The following is a 22,138-nucleotide window of genomic DNA, read 5'->3' on the forward strand; positions in this document are numbered from 1 at the left end:
GCCGCACATCCAGATTGCCCCGAGCATCCTGTCCGCCGACTTCGCCAACCTCGAAGCCGAGCTGAAGCGGATCGGCAACGCCGACTGGGCCCACGTCGACGTCATGGACGCCCACTTCGTGCCCAACCTCACCCTCGGTCTGCCGATCGTCGAGGCGCTGCTGAAGGTGTCGCCGATCCCGCTCGACTGCCACCTGATGATCGAGGACCCCGACCGGTGGGCGCCGCAGTACGCCGAGGCCGGAGCCCAGAGCGTGACCTTCCACATCGAGGCCGCGCACGACCCGGTGAAGTTGGCCCGAGCGCTGCGCGCCGCGGGCGCCCGCGCGTCGATGGCGATCAAACCGGGCACCGATTTCGCGCCGTACGAGGAGTTGTTGCCCGAGCTCGACATGGTGCTCGTGATGACCGTCGAACCCGGTTTCGGCGGCCAGTCGTTCATGGCCGACCAGATGCCGAAGGTGCGGCAGGTGCGTGACGCCGTCCGCAAGCACGGCGGAGAGATCTGGGTGCAGGTCGACGGGGGAGTGTCGGCCAAGACGATCGAGCAGTGCGCCGAAGCCGGCGCCGACATCTTCGTGGCCGGTTCGGCGGTCTACGGCGCCGACGACGCGGCCGCGGCCGTCGACGAACTGCGTTCTCTCGCAACGGCCTGCGCGCACTGACTCGACGGGCCTGTCAGAGGGAGCCGAGCCAGTCGGTCATCGTCGGGAAGTGCTCGACGGACGGGTGCTGGTGGAACACGCTCTCCCGAGCCGTGATGTCGCCGATTGTTGCAAGATGGGCGAGCGAGCCCTGGGTGGCTCGGGCCAGCGCCGCGCCCAACTCGACGAACATGCCACGGCCCTCGTGGTGCGTCGCGAGCACCGCCACGGCATCGGCGCGCAGGACCGCATCAATCATCCCCGCCGCCATCGCGGCCGAACGCTCCGGCTGAGAAGAGAACTTCGCGACGAACGACATGTCGCGCGTCCAGTCGAGGGCGAGTTCGTGCCCAGCTTCGTGGATGAGGGCGTTCGCCTCGCGCACGAGGTCTGCTGCTTCCAAGGGTGCAGCGACGTAGATCAACATGTCGACCACCTTGGCCCTGACCACCGACAGGCCCAGCCAGAATGCGTCAGGCTGATGCAGTAGCGGCACCTTGGTAGTGCCAGGTGACGCCGGTGTCGGTGACGGTGGCGGTGAGGTGGTCGCGGTGGACGATGCGGTGGTGGGTGCTGCACAACAGTGCACTGTTCTCGAGTGAGGTTTCGCCGCCTGCCCACCACGACTCGACATGGAGAACCTTCACCCCACGAAGTTCTCCGCTCGTTCCTCGCTCCGATACTTCGCGGGGACCCCAAAAACACTCGCACATGACGGGTGGTCTGTCGCAGCCTGCGTAGGTGCAGTGTTTGTCGCGGTGGATCACGGCTCTTCGCAGCTCGTCTTCCACCAAGCGTCGTTTTCGGCCGAGGTTGAGTGGTTGGTTCTTGGATCCGAGGACCATCGGCAGGATTTTCGCGTCGCAGGCGAGTTGTCGCACGGTGTCGGGGGAGACGCCGGTGCCGGTGTCGGTGATGCCGAGCCCGGCGAGGATCCCGGCGAGGACGAGGAAGTCGATCGTGACGACCAACGTGGCGGATCCGCGGTGTTTGATCTCCCGGTCTGCGTCGACGGCTTCGGCGCCGAGACCCAGCAGCAACACCAGGGCGTCGGCGCGACGCTTCCCGGCGCTCCTGGGGTCGGGCTCACCCGTCTTCTGTGACGTGCCGTCGGGGCCCGGGGTGTGCCGGTGGTGCGGATCACCGCAACACGCTGATTTCGGTGATGGTCCGGCGAGCGAGTCGACGGCCTGCTTCACCTGTTCGGCGTGATCGGGTGAGAGGTCGGCGGTGAACCTGACCATCCCGTTCGGTTCATCCGACCAGGACAAGGACTCAACCTTCTGGTGTGCGTCTTCGGCCTGGTCGAGCACCTCCTCGCCGTACTGAGCGAGGATCCGTTTGGTGAGTTCCCGGATAGTTTTGGCGCCGGCGCCGACGTCGAGGGTGAGTAACCAGCCGTAGATCTCCTCCCGGGTCGCGTCCGGCAGAACCGCCTTGATCTTGTCGATGTTGTCGAGACAGGTTTTGGCGATGGTGGTGTTGATCCGACCGGACTGCAACGCCTCCGCCAACGGCGCGTTGAGGGGTGAGCGGACCGCGTCGGCGATCTTCGCGATCCGCGACGCGCGCAAGGGTTCGAGACCGCACCGCGACACCAGTTCGTCGCCCCACGCGTCCACCGAACCTTGAGGTTGGTCGAGCGGCACGAGTGGCCCCGCAGCACTGACGGTGTCGGCACCGAGCAGTGCGGTGGTGGACTCGCCGGTCGACAGCCGTCGCACCCACTGGGTCGCGTCAGCAGCGGTGGACCGGTACACCGCACCCCGCTCGACCGCGTCAGTCGTGACCGCGACAAGTGTCGCCTCGGTCTGCTGGTGCACCAGGGCGAGGGACCGGGCCAGGGAAGTGAGTTCGGCGTCCGTGAGGTTGCCGGTCAACTGAGCCAGCCGGGTCACCGCAGCCAGCGCGTCCGAGACCACCGCGGCGCAGGAAGCGGCTTCACCCGGATACGAGTCGTAGAACGGCTCAAGCGATTCGTTGGTGGTCATGCCGGCGCCTCCTCCCCAGGTGCTTTCGGACTACCTCAATCGTACGCCTGTTCGAACCTAGTGGGAAGGCTTTGCACAGCGAATTCTGCTGATGCACACAAGAATTCGATACTCTCCGGTATCCACAGCCCCCGCAAGAAGGCGGGTTTGTCCACAGGGGAGCGATGGCCAGCCGGGCCCCTGTGCACATCGGCTCACAAGGGTCAGAAGGTGCCCTGCGGCGGCCGGCCCATTGCATCGACCAGCGGTGTGACCGAGGAATCGGACCCGGCGGCGATGCCGTCACGAGCACCCAGGCGGTCGGCCTCGGTGCGGTGGGCGCTCACCTTGAACTTGCCGATCAGCGACGCCACCTCGATGGTGATGCCGACGATCTTGTCGAGCATGTCGACGAGGTCGAGATCGGGCGCCGAGCCGTCATGGGTCACAACGGACGCAAGTGGTTGTGCGACAACGAAATCGCGCATCACGTCGACGTCGGTGAGGGTGTCGTGGGCAGGCAGGTACGGCATGGCTCACATCAGACCACGGCTGACGAAGCGGCGCACCGCACCCGTCCCGAAGCGCGACACCCCCGGTGGCGGGTGTCGGGACGTCGGTGCATACTGACCGAAGAAACGTGCTCCGGGGTCAGTGAAACTCTGAGCCGGCGGTGACAGTCCGCGACCCGCGATCCTCGCAAGAGGTGAGCGGTTGACCTGGTGGAATTCCAGGACCGACGGTGAAAGTCCGGATGGGAGGCGCACGTTCGAGGTTTGCTTCGGCAGACCTCGAGCACGCAGGTACCCCTGCGGATCGACTGCGATCCGCGCGGGGTGTCCTGACGTACGCCAACTCCCCGGGTCACGTCCGACGACGGACGACCGGGAGAGGCGATGGCGATCACCACCGCAGACGCTGCCTTCCTCGAGGCTGCCCTCGAACTGGCGGCCCGGGGCCCCGTCGTCGACCCCAACCCGCGGGTCGGGTGCGTGCTGGTCAACGACGGCGCAGTGGTCGGACGCGGTTTCCACCGGGGCGCCGGCACCCCGCATGCGGAGGCCGCAGCCTTGGCGGACGCCGGTGAGAAGACCCGTGGCGCAACGGCTTTCGTCACCCTCGAACCCTGCAACCACCACGGCCGCACCCCTCCGTGCGCCGCTGCGCTCATCGACGCGGGGGTCGTGCGCGTGGTCTACGCGGCCGCCGACCCGTCGCACGCGGCGGCCGGGGGAGCGCAGCGGCTGCGCGCCGCCGGCATCGCCGTCGAGCAGGCCACCGACGACATCACCGACCACGCCGCACGCGCCGAAGCTCTCAACCCGGGATGGACCTTCGCCGCCCGACACGGACGCCCCCTGGTCACCTGGAAGTCGGCGTCGACCCTCGACGGACGGGTCGCCGCGGCCGACGGCACCAGTCGGTGGATCACCGGCCCGGCATCGCGACAGGAAGTGCACCGGCTGCGGGCCCGGGTCGGGGCGGTCGTCGTCGGCACCGGCACCGTGCGCGCCGACGACCCCGCACTCACCGTCCGCGACGTGCCCCACGACGGGCAGCCGCTGCGGGTCGTGCTGGGACGCAGCGATATTCCGAGCAGCGCGAAGATCTTCGACGACGCTGCCGAAACGCTCGTGATCCCCACCCACGACCCGGCGAAGGCGCTGGAGCAACTGCACGAACGCGGTATCCGCCACGTGCTGCTCGAGGGCGGCCCGACCCTCGCGGCGGCCTTCCTCGCGGCCGGTCTGGTCGACGAGATCCACGCCTACCTCGCGCCGGTGCTGCTCGGCGCCGGCGCGCACCTGCTCGGCGACCTCGGCATCGGCACCATCGCCGACGGCCAGCGCTGGCACCTCGACGACGTCGCCAGGTTCGGCGACGACGTCCGCCTGATCATGTCCCGCACTTCACCCAACCGTCCCGCACGAGAGGACTGAACGATGTTCACCGGAATCATCGAGGAGGTCGGCACCGTCGAGCAGATCGACCGAGTCGGCGACTGCGCCCGGCTCACGATCCGGGCCGACGAGGTGCTCAGCGACGCCAAACACGGCGCCTCGATCGCGGTCGACGGGGTGTGCCTCACGGTCACCGAGTTCGACACGCAGCGGTTCACCGTCGACGTGATGGCCGAGACCCTGCGGTGCACCCACCTCGGCGACCTCGTCGTCGGCGGGAAGGTCAACCTCGAACGCGCCATGCGCGCCGACGGACGGTTTGACGGACACATCGTGCAAGGTCACGTCGACGGCACCGGCCAGGTGCTCGAGATCGAGCCCAGCGAACACTGGACGAACCTCACGATCGCCGTGCCCGCACAGGTCGGTCAATACGTCGTGCCGAAGGGATCGATCACCATCGACGGTGTCTCACTCACGGTTGCCTCCTGCGAAGAGGGCCGACTGACCGTCTCGCTCATCCCGACCACCTTGGCGCTGACCACGTTGGGGGACAGGTGGATCGGCGACCCGGTGAACCTGGAGGCCGATGTGCTGGCGAAGTACGCCGCCCGCCTGCTGGGCGGGCTCGACCGCGCCGCCCCGACCGACGACCTCGCGACGCAAACCCCGACGCTGCACCCGGAAGGAAGCCTGGCATGAAGGATCTGACGAAGGCCTTCGAGGTCTTGGCCGCCGGCAAGCCCGTGCTCGTGACCGACGACGAGTCGCGCGAGAACGAGGGCGACGTCATCCTCTCGGCGCAGACCGCCACCACCGAGTGGATGGCCTGGACCATTCGGCACAGCTCCGGCTACCTGTGTGCGCCGCTGCCCGGCCAGCTCGCCGACCGCCTCGACCTGCCGCTGATGGTGGGTGACAACGCCGACCCGCTGCGCACCGCGTACACCGTGGCGGTCGACGCCGCCGAAGGCGTGACCACCGGCATCAGCGCGGCCGACCGGTTGCACACCGTCCGCGTGCTGGCCGACCCGGCGAGCACGCCGACCGACCTGGTGCGACCGGGCCATGTGCTGCCGTTGCGCGCCCGCGACGGCGGGGTGTTCGTGCGCCGCGGGCACACCGAGGCCGCGGTCGACCTCTGCCGGCTGGCCGGTCTCGCCCCGGTCGGTGTCATCGGCGAACTCGTGCACGACGACGGCACGATGATGCGCCGTCCGTCGGTGCTGGAGCTCGGCCACGAGTTCGACCTGCCGGTGCTCACCATCGACGACCTCGTGCAGTGGCGCACCCGTTACGACCGGGTGCTCGCCGACCGGCAGTCCGACCTGCCGACCGAGCACGGACGCTGGCGAATGCACGGATTCCGTGACCTCGCCACGGGTGCCGAGCACGTCGCGCTCGTGTCGAGCAGGCGCAGCACCGATGTGCCGCTGGTGCGGGTGCACAGCGAGTGCCTCACCGGTGACGCGTTCGGGTCGCAGCGCTGCGACTGCGGGCCGCAGTTGCAGCAGTCGATGGCCGACGTCGCTGAGACCGGCGGGGCCGTGGTCTACCTGCGTGGCCACGAGGGCCGCGGCACCGGGCTGCTCGCCAAGCTCGCCGCGTACGCCGAACAGGACGCCGGCGCCGACACCGTCGAGGCCCAGCACCGGCTCGGCCTGCCGGTCGACGCCCGCGAGTACGGCGCGGCGGCCGCCATCCTGCACAAGCTCGGCATGACCCGGGTGCGGCTGCTCAGCAACAACCCGGCGAAGGCCGAACAACTGGGGGCGGCCGGCATCGAGGTCGTCGGACAGCTCCCGCTGGTCACCGGTGTCACCCCGCACAACCTGAAGTACCTGCAGACCAAACGCGACCGGTTGGGACACACCATTCCGGTGCTCGGACGAGAAGGAGTCACCGCATGAGCGGGCACGGAGCCCCCACGATCACCCCCGACGGCAGCGGCCTGCGGGTCGCCGTCATCGCGGCCAGTTGGCACGAGACCGTCATGGACGGCCTGCTCGACGGGGCCGCCCGCGGGCTCGCCGACAGCGGTGTCGGCTGGGTCGACGTGATCCGGGTGCCCGGATCGTTCGAGCTGCCGGTCGCCGCGGCCCGGCTCGCCCCGCACTACGACGCGTTGGTGGCCCTCGGTGTGGTGATCCGTGGCGGCACGCCGCACTTCGACTACGTCTGCCAAGCAGCGACCAACGGTCTCAACGAGGTCGCGATCGACACCGGCACACCCATCGGGTTCGGCCTGCTCACCTGCGACAACGACGCGCAGGCGCTCGATCGGGCGGGTCTGGCCGACTCGACGGAGGACAAGGGACACGAGGCGGCTACTGCCGCCGTCGCGACCGCGCGTACGCTGCGCGATTGGGCGACTACCGCAGGAGAACGATGAGAACCCTTGTGCTTGCTGCCGGTTCGACCGGCGACCCGAACCTGTTCCAGCGACTGCTCGAGTGGCACCTCGACATCGGCAAGTACCAGTTGCACTGGCTCGAGCTGATCGGTGTGCTCATCGGCGTCGGCTCCGCCTACCTCGGCATGAAGCGCCTGGTGTGGGCGTGGCCGGTCGGCATCGTCGCCAACATCATGCTGTTCTTCGTCTACACCGGCGCGGCGTTCGGCACCGACACCCGCGTGCCGCTGTTCGGTCAGGCCGGCCGTCAGGTGTTCTTCATCGTCACCAGCGCCTACGGCTGGTGGCGCTGGCAGCAGCATCGCGCCCGCAAGCACGCCGAGACCGACCAACCGGCCGTGACCCCGCGGTGGGCAACCACCAACGAGCGGCTCGCGATGGTCGCCTTCTGGTTGGTCGGCACGATCATCGCCCGCTTCGTGTTCCAGGCGATCCTCGACGGCAATCCCAGCCCCTACTGGACGCCGCAGTGGTGGTTCGCGTGGTGCGACGCCTGGGTGTTCGTCGGGTCGATCGTCGCCACCTACGCGATGGCGCGGGCCTGGAACGAGTTCTGGCTGGCGTGGATCGTCGTCGACCTCGTCGGCGTGCCGTTCGGATTCGCCACCGACTACGTGCCGACCGCGGTGATGTACATCTTCTACGGCCTGTTCGTGCTCTACGGCTTCAGCCAGTGGGTGAAGGTCACCAGGCGCGAACGAGCCGGCGAACCGGTCCCCGGCTGAGCCGAATGCGCGGGGTATCGAGATCTGCTCGCGTCATGACCGGCGCGGATCTCGATACCCCGCGCGTTTGTGCGGTGCCGCGTTCATCGCCAGTCCGCTGCCGAGTCCGCTGCCGAGTCTCATCAGGGGTACGCGGGCCACGTCACAGCACGCCCCTGCGTACCCTTGTGCCACGTGAAGACCTTCGAAGCGCTGTGGGCCGAGTTGCAGCAGAAGGCGACCGACCGCCCCGAAGGGTCCGGAACCGTCGCCGAGATCGACGCCGGAGTCCACTTCATCGGCAAGAAGATCGTCGAAGAGGCGGCCGAGGTGTGGATGGCCGCCGAGTTCGAGGGCAACGACAAGGCAGCCGAGGAAATCAGCCAGCTGCTCTACCACCTGCAGGTGCTGATGCTCGAACGCGGCATCTCGTTGGAGGACGTCTACCGACATCTGTGATCGAGCCCGTTTCGACCACAGACACCAGACAGCCCCAAGGAGTTCCAGATGTTGCGAGTTGCCATGCCCAACAAGGGCAGCCTGTCCGAACCGGCCGCCGAGATCCTGCGCGAAGCGGGTTATCGCGGCCGTCGCGAGTCGAAGGAACTCGTGGTCTTCGACGCCGACAACGACGTCGAACTGTTCTTCCTGCGTCCGCGCGACATCGCGGTGTACGTCGGACGCGGCACCCTTGACGTCGGCATCACCGGCCGTGACCTGCTGCTCGACTCCGGCGCCCCCGCCACCGAGCGGATGCAGCTGGGCTTCGGCGCATCGACCTTCCGGTACGCCGCGCGGCCGGGTTTCGCGTCGTCGGTGAAAGACCTCGCCGGCAAGCGGATCGCCACCAGCTTCCCCGGGCTCGTGCAGGCCGACCTCGCCAAGGCGGGCGTCGAGGCGAGCGTCGTGCGGCTCGACGGAGCGGTCGAGACCGCGGTGACCCTCGGCGTCGCCGATGTGATCGCCGATGTGGTCGAGACCGGAACCACCTTGCGCAACGCCGGACTCGAGGTGTTCGGCGAACCGATCCTGAACAGCGAAGCAGTGCTCATCCGTCCGGAGCGCGCCAACGGCGACCCCGCCGTCGACGTGCTCGTGCGCCGCCTGCAGGGCGTGCTCACCGCCCGCGACTACGTGATGCTCGACTACGACATCCGCAAGGACCTCGTCGAGAAGGCATCGGCCGTGACCCCGGGTCTGGAGTCGCCGACGATCTCGCCGCTGCACGACCCCGACTACGTCGCCGTGCGCGCCATGGTGCCCCGCCGGCGCACGAACGCCCTCATGGACGAGCTGTACGACCTCGGCGCTCGCGCGATCCTCGTCACCGAGATCGCCGCCTGCCGGTTGTGAGGCGTCGATGAGCGAGCCGGACGCAGGCACCCGAGACCCGTACGCACCCTTCCGCCCCCGCAGCGGACGGTGGGTGCCGTTGGCCGCCGGCGTGGTCACGATCGCGGTGTTCGGGTTCGTGGCGCTCACGCTGCCCAAGGGCGGCGTGACCGGCTGGACGGGCGTCGATGCGGCCGCGTTGTTTCTGTTCGGGGCCGCGATGGCGGCGTTCCTGTGGCGTTACACCGCGATCAAGGCGGTGCCCAGCGACGAAGGTCTCCTGGTGCGCAACCTGTTCCTGACCCGCAAGCTGTCCTGGGCGGAGATCCTCGGCGTGCAGTTCGGCGGCGGATCGCCGTGGCTGATCCTAGACCTCGCCGATACCGAACAGCTCGCGGTGATGGCGGTGCAGCGCGCCGACGGCGCGTTCGCGCGGCAGGAAGCCGAACGGCTGGCCGCGCTCGTGCAGGCGCACGCGCTCGACGACCCCTCGGCCGGCTGAGCGACCGACCTCAGTCGGTGGCCGCGATGTCGGTCGTGTCGAAGACCAGATCGGCGTGCTCGCGGGTCCCGTCCGCCTCGAACAACTCGTCCTCCTGCTGCGCCCAGGAGTCCCACTGCTCGTCGAAGCTGCCGGCATCGCGAGTCAGCCCGCGGGCGCGCCGCTGCTCGGCGTCGGCGTCGAGCCAGACCCGCAGGTCGGCGAGTTGCCCGGCCGGGCCGACGCTGCTGCCGCACCCTTCGACCACGACGAACGGCGCCACCGGCACCTCCAGTTCGCCGCCGTGCTCGCCCGCGGCCCAGTCCCAGCGACGGAACACCCCGGGTTCACCCGAGCGCAGCGGGATCAGCACCTCGTCGGCGAGCACCGGCAGCGCGGCGGCGAGTCCGTCCCAGCCGGGGTAGATGTCGTCCATGTGCACGACCGGGGCAGCCAGCCGTTCGGCCACCAGCTCCGCCAGACTCGTCTTGCCTGCGCCCGAGCGACCGTCGATCGCGACGATCACGGTGCGGTCGGTCACCTCGTCGCCCGCCGCGCGCGCGGCCGCGACGACGGTGTCGGTGATCTGGGCGAGCGTGCGGACGTCGTCGGAGGCATCCGCGGGCTGGGCGGTCGGCAGGTCGGTCACCGGCCGAACATTACGCTGCTGCCATGTCGGTTGCGGTGCGTGTCATTCCTTGTCTGGACGTCGACGCCGGGCGCGTCGTCAAGGGCGTGAACTTCGCCGACCTGCGTGACGCGGGCGATCCGGTCGAGCTCGCCCACCGCTACGACACCCAGGGCGCCGACGAACTCACCTTCCTCGACGTCACCGCCAGCTCCGCCGGGCGCGACACGACGTACGAGGTCGTCAGCCGCACCGCCGAGGAGGTCTTCATCCCCCTGACCGTCGGCGGCGGTGTGCGCGAGGTGGCCGATGTCGACCGGTTGCTGCGCGCCGGCGCCGACAAGGTCGGCATCAACACCGGCGCCATCGCACGCCCCGAGGTCATCCGCGAGATCGCCGACCGCTTCGGTGCGCAGGTGCTCGTGTTGTCGGCCGACGTGCGCCGGGCCGCCGACGGTTCGTTCGAGGTGACCACCCACGGCGGACGCAGGTCGGCCGGGCTGGAAGCGATCGCATGGTGTGTGCGGGCGTGCGAGCTCGGCGCGGGGGAGATCCTGCTCAACTCGATGGACGCCGACGGCACCAAGGACGGTTTCGATCTCGAACTCATCCGCGCGGTGCGTGCGGAGGTCGACGTGCCGCTGATCGCCAGCGGGGGCGCGGGCAAGGTCGAGCACTTCGTCGAGGCGGTCGGGGCCGGCGCCGACGCGGTGCTGGCGGCGTCGGTCTTCCACTTCGGTCAGCTCACGATCGGCGAGGTGAAGGACGCGCTGCGGGCCGCCGGTCACCCCGTCCGCTGACGCTTCGGACGGGGTCGGCGCAGACCCTCAGGTGCCGAGGTCGGTCTTGCGGAACGACTCCACGTCGTGGTCGGCGCCGTCGAGTTCGACGTCGGTGACCGCGGTGCGCCCGAAGATGTGCAGCAGGATCTCGCCCGGCTCGCCGGTGAGCACGACATTGCCGTGGTCGTCCTTCGGACTGCGCAGTGAGCGTCGGCCGTAGCTGCCGGCATCGGCGACCACGCCGACGCGGCACGAGCGCAGCGACAGCATGCCGATCCGCGGAAGGGCCGCGAAGATCGCCTTCTGCTCGGCGGCGTCGAGTTGGCGACGGGCCGACGGGTCGACCCCGCGCAGCACGTCTTCGTGGTGCACGAAGAACTCCGCGAAGTTGGCCGCCTCGTCGATACTGCCGAGCGCCATCGGGCTCCACTTCGGCGGACCGCTGCGGATCGTGTCGACCAGTTCCTCGAACGGCCGCTGGGCGAGCGACGCCTGGATGCGGTCGGTGCGCCCGGCGAGCGGCGCGAGGAACATCCCGATCGCGGCGTCCGGACGGCGTTCGCGCAGGATCAGGTGGGCGGCCAGATCGCGGGCGCGCCAGTCGCTGCACAGGGTCGGGGCGTCGGGGCCCACCTCCAGGAAGGTGTCGCACAGCCCGGCCCGCTCACTTTGGGCAAATGAGGTCATGCAGGGAATCATGGCGCACATGCCTTCCACGTCCGCCGTTGCGCCCGACAAGACCGAGCAACCGGACGGCACCGAGTTCGCCTCGTCGACGTTGCGCGAGGGGTTCGGGGTGCTCGGCCGGGGTTTCCGCTCGCAGCCCCGCACCCTGTTGGTCGCAGTCGTCGGATCGGCCCTGTACGGCGTGATGACCGTGATGACCGCGCGGGTCATCGGTCGCCTTGTCGACACCGTGGTGCAGCCGGCGGTGCAGGCCCGCGAACTCACCGGTGCGCAGGTGTGGACGATCGTCTGGCAGCTGGGAATCGTGGTGCTGCTCAACGTGATCGGAGTGATCGCGCGACGCGTCGCCGCCGGAATCGCCTACTTCAACCTCAACGCGGAGTACCGCCGTCGTGTCACCCGGCAGTACCTCGACCTGCCGCTGTCGTGGCACCACCGGCACCCGTCGGGTCAGTTGTTGTCGAACGCGAACGCCGACGTCGAGGCCACCTGGAACATCTTCCAGCCGTTGCCGATGGCGATCGGGGTGATCGTGATGCTCACGGTGGGTCTGGTCGAGATGTTCAGCGTCGACATCTGGCTCGCGCTCGTCGGGCTCGTGGTGTTCCCACTGCTGTTCGTCACCAACCTCGTCTTCCAGCGGCACATGTCGCCGCGGGTCACCCGCGCCCAACAGATGCGGTCACACGTCAGCGAGGTGGCGCATGAGTCGATCGAGGCCGCGCTGCTGGTCAAGGTGATGGGCCGCGAGCAGCAGGAGACCGACCGGTTCGAGGCCGAGACGCTGCGCCTGCGTGACGCCGCGGTCGAGGTCGGCAGGGTGCGTGGCATCTTCGACCCGCTCGTCGAGGCGATCCCGACCATCGGCACGCTCGCCGTGCTCGGCGTCGGCACCGCCCAGGTGTCGGCCGGCGCGACGACCCCGGCCGAGGTCGTGCAGATCGCCTACCTCTTCTCGGTGCTGGCCTTCCCGGTGCGCTCGTTCGGCTGGGTGCTCGCCGAGATGCCCCGGTCGGTGGCCGGTTGGCTGCGCGTCAACAACGTGCTGTCGGCCACCGGGCACACCGCCTACGGCACACGGACGGTGGACGGCACGGGAGCGGCCGCGCTGGCGACCGAGTCGGTCGGCTACGAGTACGACCTGTCCGGATCGGTCGACCTCAGCGCCCGCAACCAGGCCGGTGGCGAGGAGCGCTGGCGTGCGCTCGACGACGTCGACCTCGATCTGCGCCCGGGGTCGCTCACCGCGATCGTCGGACCCACCGGTTCGGGCAAATCGACCCTGATGCACCTGCTGGTGCGCCTGATGGACCCCACCGACGGACGCGTGCTGCTCGACGGCGTCGCCGAACCCGACCTGGCACGCGGCCAGATCAGCCGTGCCGCCGCACTGGTCACTCAGCAGACGTTCGTGTTCGACGACACCGTCGCGGGCAATGTCACCCTCGGCGACGACTACACGCAGCAGGAGACCCGACGCGCCCTGGAGATCGCCCAGGCCACCGGCTTCGTCGACGACCTCCCGGATGGCGCGGACACCCGTGTGGGTGAACGCGGTGCCAGCCTCAGCGGTGGACAGCGCCAACGGATCGCGTTGGCGCGTGCGGTGATTCGCCGTCCGCGTGCCTTGCTGCTCGACGACGCGACGAGCGCCGTCGACCCGGCGGTGGAGCAGTCGATCCTGCAGGGCCTGCGCAGCAACCGGGAGGGCACGACCGTGGTGATGGTCGCCTACCGGATGTCGAGCATCGCGCTCGCCGACCAGGTGGTGTTCGTCGACGACGGACGGATCACCGACCGGGGCACGCACGAGGAGTTGATGGAGCGCAGCGCCGGCTATCGCACGCTCGTCACCGCGTACGCCGACCGTTCCGACGAGGTGCTGGGGCAGAGCCGATGAGCACGCAGACCACGAACTCGCGCAGCACCGAAGCAACCACAGCGGGCGAACACGTCGGCAGCGCACAGGGACTCACCACCTGGCAGACGCTGCAGCGTGGTTTCGCGCTGTCGCCGGAGTTGCGCCGCGGGTTGTTCGTCACGATCGCGTTGGCGATCTTCTCCACCCTCGGTCGGGTGCTGGTGCCGATCGCCGTGCAGCAGACCCTCGACCGCGGCATCCTCGCCGAGGGCGGGCCGCAGGTCGACACGGTGACGCAGCTGATCCTGCTCACCGCGGCCGGCGTCGTGGTGACCGGTGTGGCGTCCTACGCGGTGAACCTGCGGTTGTTCCGCAGCAGCGAGAGCGGGCTGGCGACGTTGCGGGTCAAGGGTTTCCGGCACATCCACGACTTGTCGATGCTCACCCAGAACGGCGAGCGCCGCGGCGCCCTGGTGTCACGGGTGACCAGCGACGTCGACCAGATCAGTCAGTTCGTCCAGTTCAGCGGTCTGATGCTGCTGATGGCGATGGGGCAGTTGCTCATCGCGACCGTGCTGATGTTCGTCTACAGCCCGCTGCTCGCCGTGGTGGTGTGGATCTGTTTCATCCCGCTGTTCGTGGTGTTGCGCTACTTCCAAGGCGTCGTCGGGCGCGCCTACACGCTGGTGCGTGAGCGCGTCGGCGACATGCTCGCCGCGATCTCGGAGTCGGTCGTGGGCGCCGCCACCATCCGGGCCTACGCCGTGGGCGACCGCACCGCCGAACGCATCGACCGCACCGTCGAGGCGCATCGCAAGGCGAGCATCCGCGCTCAGATCAAGGCCGTCGGGGCGTTCACCACCGGTCAGTTCGTCGCCGGTGTGACCACGATCGTGGTGCTGGTGATCGGTGCCCGGCAGGCCGCCGCCGGCGACCTCACGCTCGGTGAACTCGTGGCGTTCCTGTTCATCGTCAACCTGTTCACCCAGCCGGTGCAGATGGCCACCGAGAACCTGAACGACCTGCAGAACGCGGTGGCTGGTTGGCGGCGGGTCATCGGCCTCATCGACACGCCCGTCTCGGTCGCCGACCCCCAGCCGGGCCGCGCCCTGCCGTCCGGCTCGCTCACCGTCGACCTGGAGGGCGTCGGCTTCGCCTACCCGGGCGGACGTCCGGTGCTGCACGACGTCGACCTGCACATCCCGGCCGGCACCCGCGTCGCGGTCGTCGGCGAGACCGGATCGGGCAAGACGACGATCGCCAAGCTCGTCACCCGACTGATGGACCCGACCGCCGGACGCGTGCTGGTCGGCGGCATCGACCTGCGGGAGGTCGGGTTCGAGTCGCTGCGCGACCATGTCGTGCTCGTGCCGCAGGAGGGTTTCCTTTTCGACGCGACGCTGCTCGACAACGTGCGCTTCGGGGTGCCGACGGCCACCCGCGCCGAGGTGGAGCAGGCCTTCGAGCGGATGAACCTGCTCGACTGGCTCGCGAGCCTGCCGCGCGGTCTCGACAGCCAGGTGGGGCAGCGCGGTGAGTCGTTGTCGGCCGGCGAACGCCAGTTGGTCGCACTCGCGCGGGCCTACCTTGCCGATCCCGAGCTGCTGCTGCTCGACGAGGCGACCTCGGCCGTCGACCCCGGCACCGAGGTGCGCATCCAACGCGCACTCGACCAGGTGACGTCCGGTCGCACCTCGATCGCGATCGCGCACCGGCTCTCCACCGCCGAGTCGGCCGACCTCGTGGTGGTCGTCGACGCCGGCCGCATCGTCGCCGTCGGCCCGCACCGCGACCTGGTGCGCGACCCCGACTCGGTCTACGGACGGCTGCACGCCAGCTGGGCGGCCCAACAGTCGCTCGACTGAGGTGTGAGCGGGCCCGGCGAGTGTCCCGCGAATGTCCCGCGAGTTCCCGGCGACGTTCGAGCGCTGATCCCCGGACACGGCCGCGCGGTCGAGTGCGGGACAATGGCCGACATGCCCGAAACCAGTCCGTTGCCACCCGAACTCGCCGCCGGACTCAAACGTGACGACCACGGGCTGGTCGCCGCGGTGATCCAGCAGCACGACACCGGCGAGGTGTTGATGCTCGGTTGGATGGACGACGAGGCGTTGCACCGCACGCTCACCACCGGACGCGTGACGTTCTGGTCGCGCAGCCGCGGTGAGTACTGGCGCAAGGGCGACACCAGCGGCCACGTGCAGCACGTGAAGTCGGTGGCGATCGATTGCGACGGCGATGCCCTGCTGGTGCGCGTCGACCAGGTCGGCGCCGCCTGCCACACCGGCGAACGCACCTGCTTCTTCACCGACCTGGAGGTGACCCGATGAGCACCGGCCCCACCACGGACGTCAGTGCCGACCTGAGCTTCGGCGCCACCTGGCCGTCGGCGAACGTCTTCGAGGAACTTGCGACCGACCGCCGGGTGATCCCGGTGGTGCGCCGGGTGCTCGCCGACGCCGAGACCCCGCTCGGGGTCTACCGCAAGCTGGCCGGCGACGCCCCGGGCACCTTCCTGCTCGAATCGGCCGAGCACGGCGGCGTGTGGTCGCGCTACTCGATCATCGGCGCGGCCAGCCACGCGACGCTCACCGAGCGCGACGGCGAGGCGGTCTGGATCGGCGAGCCGCCGGTCGGCCTGCCCACCGGGGGCGACCCCACCGCGGCCCTGCGCGAGACGATGCAGGTGTTGCGCACTCCGGACATTCCGGGTCTGCCGCCGCTCACCGGAGGCATGGTCGGCGCGATCACCTACGACGCCGTCCGTCGCTGGGAACGGTTGCCGCAGAACGGCACCGACGAACTCGGCCTGCCCGAGATCTCGATGATGCTCACCACCGACCTGGCGGTGTTCGACCACGCCGACAACTCGCTGCTGTTGGTCGCGAACGCAATCAACCACGACAACACCCCGGAGCGGGTCGACGACGCGTACACCGACGCGGTGCGCCGCCTCGACGTCATGACGCAGGCGCTGATGCAGCCCGCCGCGAGCACCGTGTCGGTGCCGCGTCCGGCGCGGCTCGAACCCGACAGCAGCCACGACCAGCAGCAGTTCCACGACATGGTCGACGCCTGCAAGGAGGCGATCCGGGCCGGCGAGGCGTTCCAGATCGTGGTGTCGCAGCGGTTCAGCGTGCCGTGCGAAGCCGACGCCCTCGACGTCTACCGGGCGCTGCGGGCCAGCAACCCCAGCCCGTACATGTACCTGCTGCGCGTCCCGTTGCCGGACGGCGGCTCCTACGAGATCGTCGGGTCGAGCCCCGAGGCGTTGGTGAAGGTGACCGACGGCGAGGTGATCACCCACCCGATCGCCGGATCGCGTCCGCGCGGCAAGACGCCCGAGCACGACGAGGCGCTGCGGGAGGAACTCCTGGCCGATCCGAAGGAGCGGGCCGAGCACCTCATGCTGGTCGACCTGTCGCGTAACGACCTGCAGCGCGTGTGCGTGGCCGGCACGGTCGACACGGTGGAATTCATGAACGTGCGCCGGTACAGCCACATCATGCACCTGGAGTCGACGGTCGTCGGCCGGCTGAAGGACGACTTCACGGCGTACGACGCGCTCGTGGCCACCTTCCCGGCCGGCACGCTGTCGGGCGCGCCCAAGCCGCGGGCGATGGCGATCATCGACGAACTCGAAGGCCTGCGCCGCGGCGTCTACGGGGGAGTCGTCGGGTATCTCGACTTCGCCGGCGACCTCGACATGGCGATCGCGATCCGCACCGCGGTGCTGCGCGACGGACGCGCCCATGTGCAGGCGGGCGCGGGCATCGTCGCCGACTCGGTGGCCGAGAGCGAATACCAGGAGACGATCAACAAGGCGGCCGCCGCATTGCGCGCGGTCGCCGTGGCGGCCGGCATGCGCGCCCCGGAGGTGGGTCGATGACCAAACGCAACGTTCTCACCAGCGCGTTCGTCCTCGCGGTCGTCGCCCTGGGGCTGACGACCCGCCCGTGGGTGAGCGGCACCGTCGTCGACACCATCACCGGCACCACGAAGGCCACCGTGAAGGGCAGCACCGCCGCACCGACGGCGTTCGCCGGGGCGCTCGTGGCGCTCGCCGCGGTGATCGCGCTGCTCAGTGCGCGTCGGGTCGGGCGCTCGATCGCAGGGGTCGCGCTCGCGTTGGCCGGCGCCCTCACCGCGTACGGCGCGGCCCGGTCGGCGTTCAGCGCGAAGAGCGTGCTGGAGAACTGGGTCGACGGGTCGAGCGGACACGCCGACGCGAAAGTCACCGCGTCGGCCGCGACCGGCTGGGTGTGGCCCACGCTGGCGTGCGGAATTCTGCTGGTGCTGCTCGGCGTCATCGCGCTGATCGAAGGTCGCCGCTGGAGCGGCCTGGGGGAGAAGTACGACGCGCCCACGGCCCCCAAGGAGTCGGATTGGGACCAGTTGTCGGCCGGTAAAGACCCGACTGCAGCAGACGGCGCCCGAGACTGACAGAATGGACGGCGAACGCCGGTCACCGGGCAGCCACCCGATGATGCAGCGTCGACACGAGCGAGAAACTGCCGCGACGGCACCCGCCCATCCCGGCGGCACGAACAAGGAGTTGGACCCATGGCTGCGGAACACCACAACCCCGAAGGCAAGAGCGTCGCGTCCTGGACCGCGGTCGCCATCGAGATGCTTGCCGCCGTGCTCATCGGTGCTGGAATCATGTTCAACACGCACGTTCTCGCCTGGATCGGTGCCGTGCTCGTCGTCGTCGGCATGATCGCCGGTTACGGTCTGACCGCCGCCGGTTTCGGTTCCGAGCCGCAAAAGGCACCCGAGGCGCTCGAGCCGGTCGACTCGCAGCTGGAGCGCTGAGTCCGAAGCAGTGGCAACAGTTCTCGACGACATCATGGTCGGGGTCCGCGCGGACCTCGAGACCCGGATGCGGCAGGTCGACACCGTCGGCGTCATCGAACGCGCCGCCGCAGCGCCCGCCGCACTCGACGCGATGGCGATGTTCGCCGCGCCCGGCCCGGTGAAGATCATCAGCGAGGTGAAGCGCAAGAGCCCGAGCAAGGGCGCGCTCGCCGACATCCCCGACCCGGCCGAGCTCGCCGGCGCCTATGAGACCGGCGGGGCGACCGCGATCTCGGTGCTCACCGAGCAGCGCCGTTTCGGCGGGTCGCTCGCCGACCTCGACGCCGTCCGTTCGCAGGTGCGAATTCCGGTGCTGCGCAAGGACTTCATGGTCAGCGAGTACCAGTTGTTCGAGGCTCGTGCGCACGGCGCCGACATCATCCTGCTCATCGTGGCAGCGCTCGACAACCGGCAGTTGCGTGATCTCTACCAGTTGGCCGGCGACCTCGGCATGACGGCGCTGGTCGAGGTGCACGACGAGAGCGAGACCGAGCGCGCCGTCGACCTCGGCGCCCGGCTGATCGGGGTCAACGCCCGCAACCTGAAGACCCTCGAGGTGCACCGCGAGATGTTCGGCCGGCTCGCCCACCTCATCCCCGACGACCGCGTGAAAGTGGCCGAGTCGGGCATCCGCGGGCCTCAGGACATTGCCGACTATGTCGCCCAAGGCGCCGACGCGGCGCTCGTGGGTGAAGCACTGGTCACCGGTGGTGACCCGTCCGCCGCCGTTGCGGCGATGATCGAGGCGGGCGCGCGCGTCCGCGGAGGAGCCGCGTGAACCAGCAGTCCCAGCAGTCCCACCACTCGGCAGGTCGACCCGGCATCGGCCGGTTCGGAGCGTTCGGCGGACGCTATGTGCCCGAGGCGCTCGTCGCCGCCCTGGAGGAGCTCGACGAGCACCGGCTCAAGGCCGCGCACGATCCGGAGTTCATCGGCGAACTGGCGCAGTTGCACAAGAGCTACACGGGTCGCCCGAGCATCATCACCGAGGTGCCGCGGTTCGCCGAGCACTGCGGCGGCGCGCAGGTCGTGCTGAAGCGCGAAGACCTCAACCACACCGGGTCGCACAAGATCAACAACGTGCTCGGCCAGACGCTGCTGACCAAGCGGATGGGCAAGCGGCGGGTCATCGCCGAGACCGGCGCCGGTCAGCACGGCGTCGCCACCGCGACGGCTGCCGCGCTGATGGGTTTGGAGTGCACGGTCTACATGGGCCGCGTCGACACCGAGCGCCAGGCGCTGAACGTCGCCCGGATGAAGCTGCTCGGCGCCGAGGTGATCCCGGTCGATCACGGATCGCGCACGCTCAAGGACGCCGTCAACGAGGCGTTCCGCGACTGGGTGACCAATGTCGACCACACCCACTACGTGCTGGGCACCGTCACCGGTCCCTACCCGTTCCCGGAGCTCGTGCGTGACTTCCACCGCATCATCGGTGTCGAGGCGCGCCAGCAGGTGCTCGACGAGTTCGGCAGGCTGCCCGACGCCGTCTGCGCGTGCGTCGGCGGCGGCTCGAACGCGATGGGCATCTTCCACCGGTTCATCGACGACGCCGGGGTGCGCCTCGTCGGTTTCGAGGGCGGGGGAGAAGGCGCCGATTCCGGACGCCACGCGGCCCGGTTCACCGGTCAGGCGACCCCGGGTGTGCTGCACGGCGCGTACACCTACCTGCTCCAGGACGACGAGGGGCAGACCATCGAATCCCATTCGGTCTCAGCCGGATTGGACTACCCGAGTGTCGGGCCGGAGCACGCCTACCTGCGTGACAGCGGTCGCGCCGAGTACTACCCGGTCACCGACGACGAGGCGATGGAGGCGTTCCGGCTGCTCGCGCAGACCGAAGGCATCCTGCCCGCGATCGAGAGTGCACACGCGCTCGCCGGTGCGATGAAGATCGGCCGCGAGGTCGGCCCCGGCGGCCTGGTGCTGGTCAGCCTGTCCGGTCGCGGCGACAAGGACGTGCACACCGCCGGACGCTGGTTCGGGCTGTTGGACGACGAAGGGAACCTCACCGAATGACCGCGCTCGCGCAGCGGCTCGCCGCGATCAAGGCGGACGACCGTGCAGCACTGGTCGGCTACCTGCCCGTCGGGTTCCCCAGCGTCGATGAGTCCATCGAGGCGATGGTCGCGATGGTCGACGCCGGAGTCGACATCGTCGAGATCGGTTTTCCCTACACCGACCCGCTGATGGACGGACCCGTCATCCAGACCGCGACGACGCGCGCACTGGCGAACGGCGTGGACATCGGCGACGTGTTCAAGGCCGTCAAGGCCGTTACTGACGCCGGCGCCGCCGCCGTCGTGATGATCTATTGGAACCTCGTGCTGCGCTACGGGGTCGACGAGTTCGCCCGCGATCTGGTTGCCGCCGGCGGGTCCGGTCTGGTCACGCCCGACCTGGTGCCCGACGAAGCCGACGAGTGGATCGCAGCCGCGGCGAAGCACGACCTCGACAAGGTGTTCCTCGTCGCGCCGAGTTCGACGCTCGACCGCATCGAGTACGTCACCTCGCAGTCGAGCGGCTTCGTCTACGCCACCGCAGTCATGGGCGTGACCGGTGCCCGCAGCGCCGTCGGCGCCGACGCACAGTCGCTGGTGGAGCGCGTCCGCAGCTTCACCGATCTGCCGGTGGGCGTCGGCATCGGCGTCTCCACCGGCGAGCAGGCGGCCCAGGTCGCCGGGTTCGCCGACGCGGTGATCGTCGGGTCTGCGCTGGTGCGCACCCTGGTCGACAACGACGACCAGTCGGTGCGGCTCGAGCAGTTGCGCGGCCTCACCCGCTCACTGGCCGAGGGCGTGCGCTCCGGCCGGGCGGACCGCAACTGATGCAGGCATACATCCCCAGCCCCACGACGGGCGTGCTGTGGCTCGGCCCGATCCCGATCCGCGGCTACGCGATGTGCATCCTCGCCGGCATCGTCGCGGCGATCTGGATCTGCGGGCGGCGACTGCGCGATCGCGGCTACGACTCCGAGGACGCGCTCAACGTCGCCTGGTGGGCGGTGCCGTTCGGCATCGTCGGCGGACGGTTGTATCACGTCATCAGTTCGCCGCAGGCGTACTTCGGCGAGGGTGGCCGACCGCTCGACGCCTTCAAGATCTGGCAAGGCGGCCTCGGCATCTGGGGCGCGGTCGCCCTCGGTGCACTCGGCGCCTGGATCGGCTGCCGCAAGCACGGCCTTCGGTTCCTCGACTACGCCGACGCGGCCGCTCCCGGAATCATCCTGGCCCAGGCGATGGGGCGCTGGGGCAACTGGTTCAACAACGAGCTGTACGGCGAGAAGACCGACGTGCCGTGGGCTTTGCAGATCCACCAGTGGGACGAATCGGCCGGCCACGCCGTGCGCGATGCCTCTGGCAATGCCGTCGTGCTCGGGTATTACCACCCGACGTTCCTCTACGAGTCGATCTGGTGTCTGCTCGTCGCCGCGATCATCGTGTACGTCGACCGGCGGTTCAACCTGCGCCGCGGTCGAAGCTTCGCGCTCTACGTGATGCTGTACCCGGTCGGACGCATCGTCTTCGAGTTGATGCGCACCGACCCGGCCAACCACTTCCTCGGCCTGCGGCTCAACGTGTGGACGTCGTTGGTCGTGTTCGTGCTCGGTGCAGTCCTGTGGTGGTTGTTCCGTGCGAACCCGGTGACGTTGGCGGAGTCGTCAGAGGCCGGCGACTCGGGTGACGCCTCGGCTGATGACCCGGACGAGGCTTCCGACGGCAGCGACGTCGAGGACGCCGAGTCGGAGGGGTCGGAGGGGTCGGCTGCGTCGATGGGCGAGTCCGAGTCGGCTGGGTCGACGGGGGAGTCCGAGTCGGCGGCGGAAGATGACGTCCGCTCGGCGAGCGAATCGAACGACTGACCGTTGGCGTTGCCGGC

At 69.4% G+C, this 22,138-nt stretch carries 25 protein-coding genes and 1 riboswitch; of the genes, 20 read left to right on the forward strand and 5 right to left on the reverse strand.

Annotation, left to right across the window (positions count from 1 at the left end; genetic code table 11):
• The first annotated feature begins 7 nt into the window (after positions 1–7).
• Positions 8–664 (forward strand): ribulose-phosphate 3-epimerase, encoded by a 657-nt coding sequence (gene rpe / locus DFJ65_RS10010; protein ID WP_115924236.1) that lies wholly within the window; start codon positions 8–10, stop codon positions 662–664.
• Between the two features lie 13 nt (positions 665–677).
• Here the strand turns inward: rpe and DFJ65_RS10015 are convergent, their stop codons facing one another.
• From DFJ65_RS10015 to DFJ65_RS10025, 3 genes are all read right to left on the reverse strand, one after another.
• On the reverse strand, positions 678–1,070 hold the full coding sequence (locus tag DFJ65_RS10015) for a hypothetical protein (RefSeq protein WP_147301367.1): 393 nt from the start codon (positions 1,068–1,070) through the stop codon (positions 678–680).
• A 46-nt stretch (positions 1,071–1,116) separates the two neighbouring features.
• A complete protein-coding gene (locus DFJ65_RS10020; protein ID WP_115922898.1) occupies positions 1,117–2,634 on the reverse strand; it encodes an HNH endonuclease signature motif containing protein in 1,518 nt (505 codons plus the stop codon).
• A gap of 203 nt (positions 2,635–2,837) precedes the next feature.
• On the reverse strand, positions 2,838–3,146 hold the full coding sequence (locus DFJ65_RS10025) for a hypothetical protein (protein WP_115922899.1): 309 nt from the start codon (positions 3,144–3,146) through the stop codon (positions 2,838–2,840).
• A 104-nt stretch (positions 3,147–3,250) separates the two neighbouring features.
• Positions 3,251–3,383: riboswitch (FMN riboswitch) on the forward strand.
• Between the two features lie 126 nt (positions 3,384–3,509).
• Here DFJ65_RS10025 and ribD point away from each other — a divergent pair.
• From ribD to DFJ65_RS10065, 8 genes are all read left to right on the forward strand, one after another.
• The gene (gene ribD, locus DFJ65_RS10030) at positions 3,510–4,553 is read left to right on the forward strand and encodes a bifunctional diaminohydroxyphosphoribosylaminopyrimidine deaminase/5-amino-6-(5-phosphoribosylamino)uracil reductase RibD (protein WP_115922900.1); all 1,044 of its coding nucleotides are present in this window, start codon (positions 3,510–3,512) and stop codon (positions 4,551–4,553) included.
• A 3-nt stretch (positions 4,554–4,556) separates the two neighbouring features.
• Positions 4,557–5,216 (forward strand): riboflavin synthase, encoded by a 660-nt coding sequence (locus DFJ65_RS10035; protein ID WP_115922901.1) that lies wholly within the window; start codon positions 4,557–4,559, stop codon positions 5,214–5,216.
• Entirely contained in the window at positions 5,213–6,424 is a 1,212-nt protein-coding gene (ribB, locus tag DFJ65_RS10040) for a 3,4-dihydroxy-2-butanone-4-phosphate synthase (protein ID WP_115922902.1), read from the forward strand. Before DFJ65_RS10035 ends, ribB begins: the two co-directional genes overlap by 4 nt.
• Positions 6,421–6,906: a 6,7-dimethyl-8-ribityllumazine synthase gene (ribH, locus tag DFJ65_RS10045; protein WP_115922903.1), complete on the forward strand. Its 486-nt coding sequence runs from the start codon at positions 6,421–6,423 to the stop codon at positions 6,904–6,906. Before ribB ends, ribH begins: the two co-directional genes overlap by 4 nt.
• Positions 6,903–7,652, forward strand: a complete 750-nt coding sequence (pnuC, locus tag DFJ65_RS10050) for a nicotinamide riboside transporter PnuC (protein ID WP_115922904.1) — start codon at positions 6,903–6,905, stop codon at positions 7,650–7,652. Before ribH ends, pnuC begins: the two co-directional genes overlap by 4 nt.
• A 174-nt stretch (positions 7,653–7,826) precedes the next feature.
• Entirely contained in the window at positions 7,827–8,090 is a 264-nt protein-coding gene (locus DFJ65_RS10055; RefSeq protein WP_115922905.1) for a phosphoribosyl-ATP diphosphatase, read from the forward strand.
• 48 nt (positions 8,091–8,138) lie between these two features.
• Positions 8,139–8,984, forward strand: a complete 846-nt coding sequence (gene hisG, locus DFJ65_RS10060; protein WP_115922906.1) for an ATP phosphoribosyltransferase — start codon at positions 8,139–8,141, stop codon at positions 8,982–8,984.
• Positions 8,985–8,991: 7 nt separating this feature from the next.
• Positions 8,992–9,465 (forward strand): PH domain-containing protein, encoded by a 474-nt coding sequence (locus DFJ65_RS10065; RefSeq protein WP_115922907.1) that lies wholly within the window; start codon positions 8,992–8,994, stop codon positions 9,463–9,465.
• 10 nt (positions 9,466–9,475) lie between these two features.
• Here the strand turns inward: DFJ65_RS10065 and DFJ65_RS10070 are convergent, their stop codons facing one another.
• Positions 9,476–10,093, reverse strand: coding sequence for a nucleoside/nucleotide kinase family protein (locus DFJ65_RS10070; RefSeq protein ID WP_115922908.1), 618 nt, complete (start codon positions 10,091–10,093; stop codon positions 9,476–9,478).
• Positions 10,094–10,116: 23 nt separating this feature from the next.
• Here DFJ65_RS10070 and hisF point away from each other — a divergent pair, with 23 nt between their 5' ends.
• The gene (hisF, locus tag DFJ65_RS10075) at positions 10,117–10,872 is read left to right on the forward strand and encodes an imidazole glycerol phosphate synthase subunit HisF (protein ID WP_115922909.1); all 756 of its coding nucleotides are present in this window, start codon (positions 10,117–10,119) and stop codon (positions 10,870–10,872) included.
• A 27-nt stretch (positions 10,873–10,899) separates the two neighbouring features.
• Here the strand turns inward: hisF and DFJ65_RS10080 are convergent, their stop codons facing one another.
• On the reverse strand, positions 10,900–11,541 hold the full coding sequence (locus DFJ65_RS10080; protein WP_115922910.1) for a TIGR03085 family metal-binding protein: 642 nt from the start codon (positions 11,539–11,541) through the stop codon (positions 10,900–10,902).
• Positions 11,542–11,560: 19 nt separating this feature from the next.
• Between DFJ65_RS10080 and DFJ65_RS10085 the strand changes: the two genes are divergently transcribed.
• From DFJ65_RS10085 to lgt, 10 genes are all read left to right on the forward strand, one after another.
• Positions 11,561–13,441, forward strand: a complete 1,881-nt coding sequence (locus tag DFJ65_RS10085) for an ABC transporter ATP-binding protein (protein ID WP_115924237.1) — start codon at positions 11,561–11,563, stop codon at positions 13,439–13,441.
• The gene (locus DFJ65_RS10090; RefSeq protein WP_115922911.1) at positions 13,438–15,267 is read left to right on the forward strand and encodes an ABC transporter ATP-binding protein; all 1,830 of its coding nucleotides are present in this window, start codon (positions 13,438–13,440) and stop codon (positions 15,265–15,267) included. The genes DFJ65_RS10085 and DFJ65_RS10090 overlap by 4 nt, the downstream gene beginning before the upstream one ends.
• A gap of 111 nt (positions 15,268–15,378) precedes the next feature.
• Positions 15,379–15,732 (forward strand): phosphoribosyl-AMP cyclohydrolase, encoded by a 354-nt coding sequence (gene hisI / locus DFJ65_RS10095; protein ID WP_115924238.1) that lies wholly within the window; start codon positions 15,379–15,381, stop codon positions 15,730–15,732.
• Positions 15,729–17,291, forward strand: a complete 1,563-nt coding sequence (locus DFJ65_RS10100; protein WP_115922912.1) for an anthranilate synthase component I — start codon at positions 15,729–15,731, stop codon at positions 17,289–17,291. The genes hisI and DFJ65_RS10100 overlap by 4 nt, the downstream gene beginning before the upstream one ends.
• Positions 17,288–17,845 (forward strand): Trp biosynthesis-associated membrane protein, encoded by a 558-nt coding sequence (locus DFJ65_RS10105; protein WP_115922913.1) that lies wholly within the window; start codon positions 17,288–17,290, stop codon positions 17,843–17,845. The genes DFJ65_RS10100 and DFJ65_RS10105 overlap by 4 nt, the downstream gene beginning before the upstream one ends.
• 120 nt (positions 17,846–17,965) lie before the next feature.
• On the forward strand, positions 17,966–18,217 hold the full coding sequence (locus DFJ65_RS10110) for an HGxxPAAW family protein (protein ID WP_115922914.1): 252 nt from the start codon (positions 17,966–17,968) through the stop codon (positions 18,215–18,217).
• 10 nt (positions 18,218–18,227) lie between these two features.
• Positions 18,228–19,037 (forward strand): indole-3-glycerol phosphate synthase TrpC, encoded by an 810-nt coding sequence (gene trpC, locus DFJ65_RS10115; RefSeq protein ID WP_115922915.1) that lies wholly within the window; start codon positions 18,228–18,230, stop codon positions 19,035–19,037.
• The gene (trpB, locus tag DFJ65_RS10120; protein WP_115922916.1) at positions 19,034–20,278 is read left to right on the forward strand and encodes a tryptophan synthase subunit beta; all 1,245 of its coding nucleotides are present in this window, start codon (positions 19,034–19,036) and stop codon (positions 20,276–20,278) included. Before trpC ends, trpB begins: the two co-directional genes overlap by 4 nt.
• Complete coding sequence (trpA, locus tag DFJ65_RS10125; protein ID WP_115922917.1) at positions 20,275–21,087, forward strand: tryptophan synthase subunit alpha; 813 nt, start codon at positions 20,275–20,277, stop codon at positions 21,085–21,087. The genes trpB and trpA overlap by 4 nt, the downstream gene beginning before the upstream one ends.
• The gene (gene lgt / locus DFJ65_RS10130; RefSeq protein ID WP_115922918.1) at positions 21,087–22,121 is read left to right on the forward strand and encodes a prolipoprotein diacylglyceryl transferase; all 1,035 of its coding nucleotides are present in this window, start codon (positions 21,087–21,089) and stop codon (positions 22,119–22,121) included. Before trpA ends, lgt begins: the two co-directional genes overlap by 1 nt.
• Positions 22,122–22,138: the final 17 nt, after the last annotated feature.

The sequence above is a fragment of the Calidifontibacter indicus genome, assembly GCF_003386865.1.
GTDB classification, from domain to species: domain Bacteria; phylum Actinomycetota; class Actinomycetes; order Actinomycetales; family Dermatophilaceae; genus Yimella; species Yimella indica.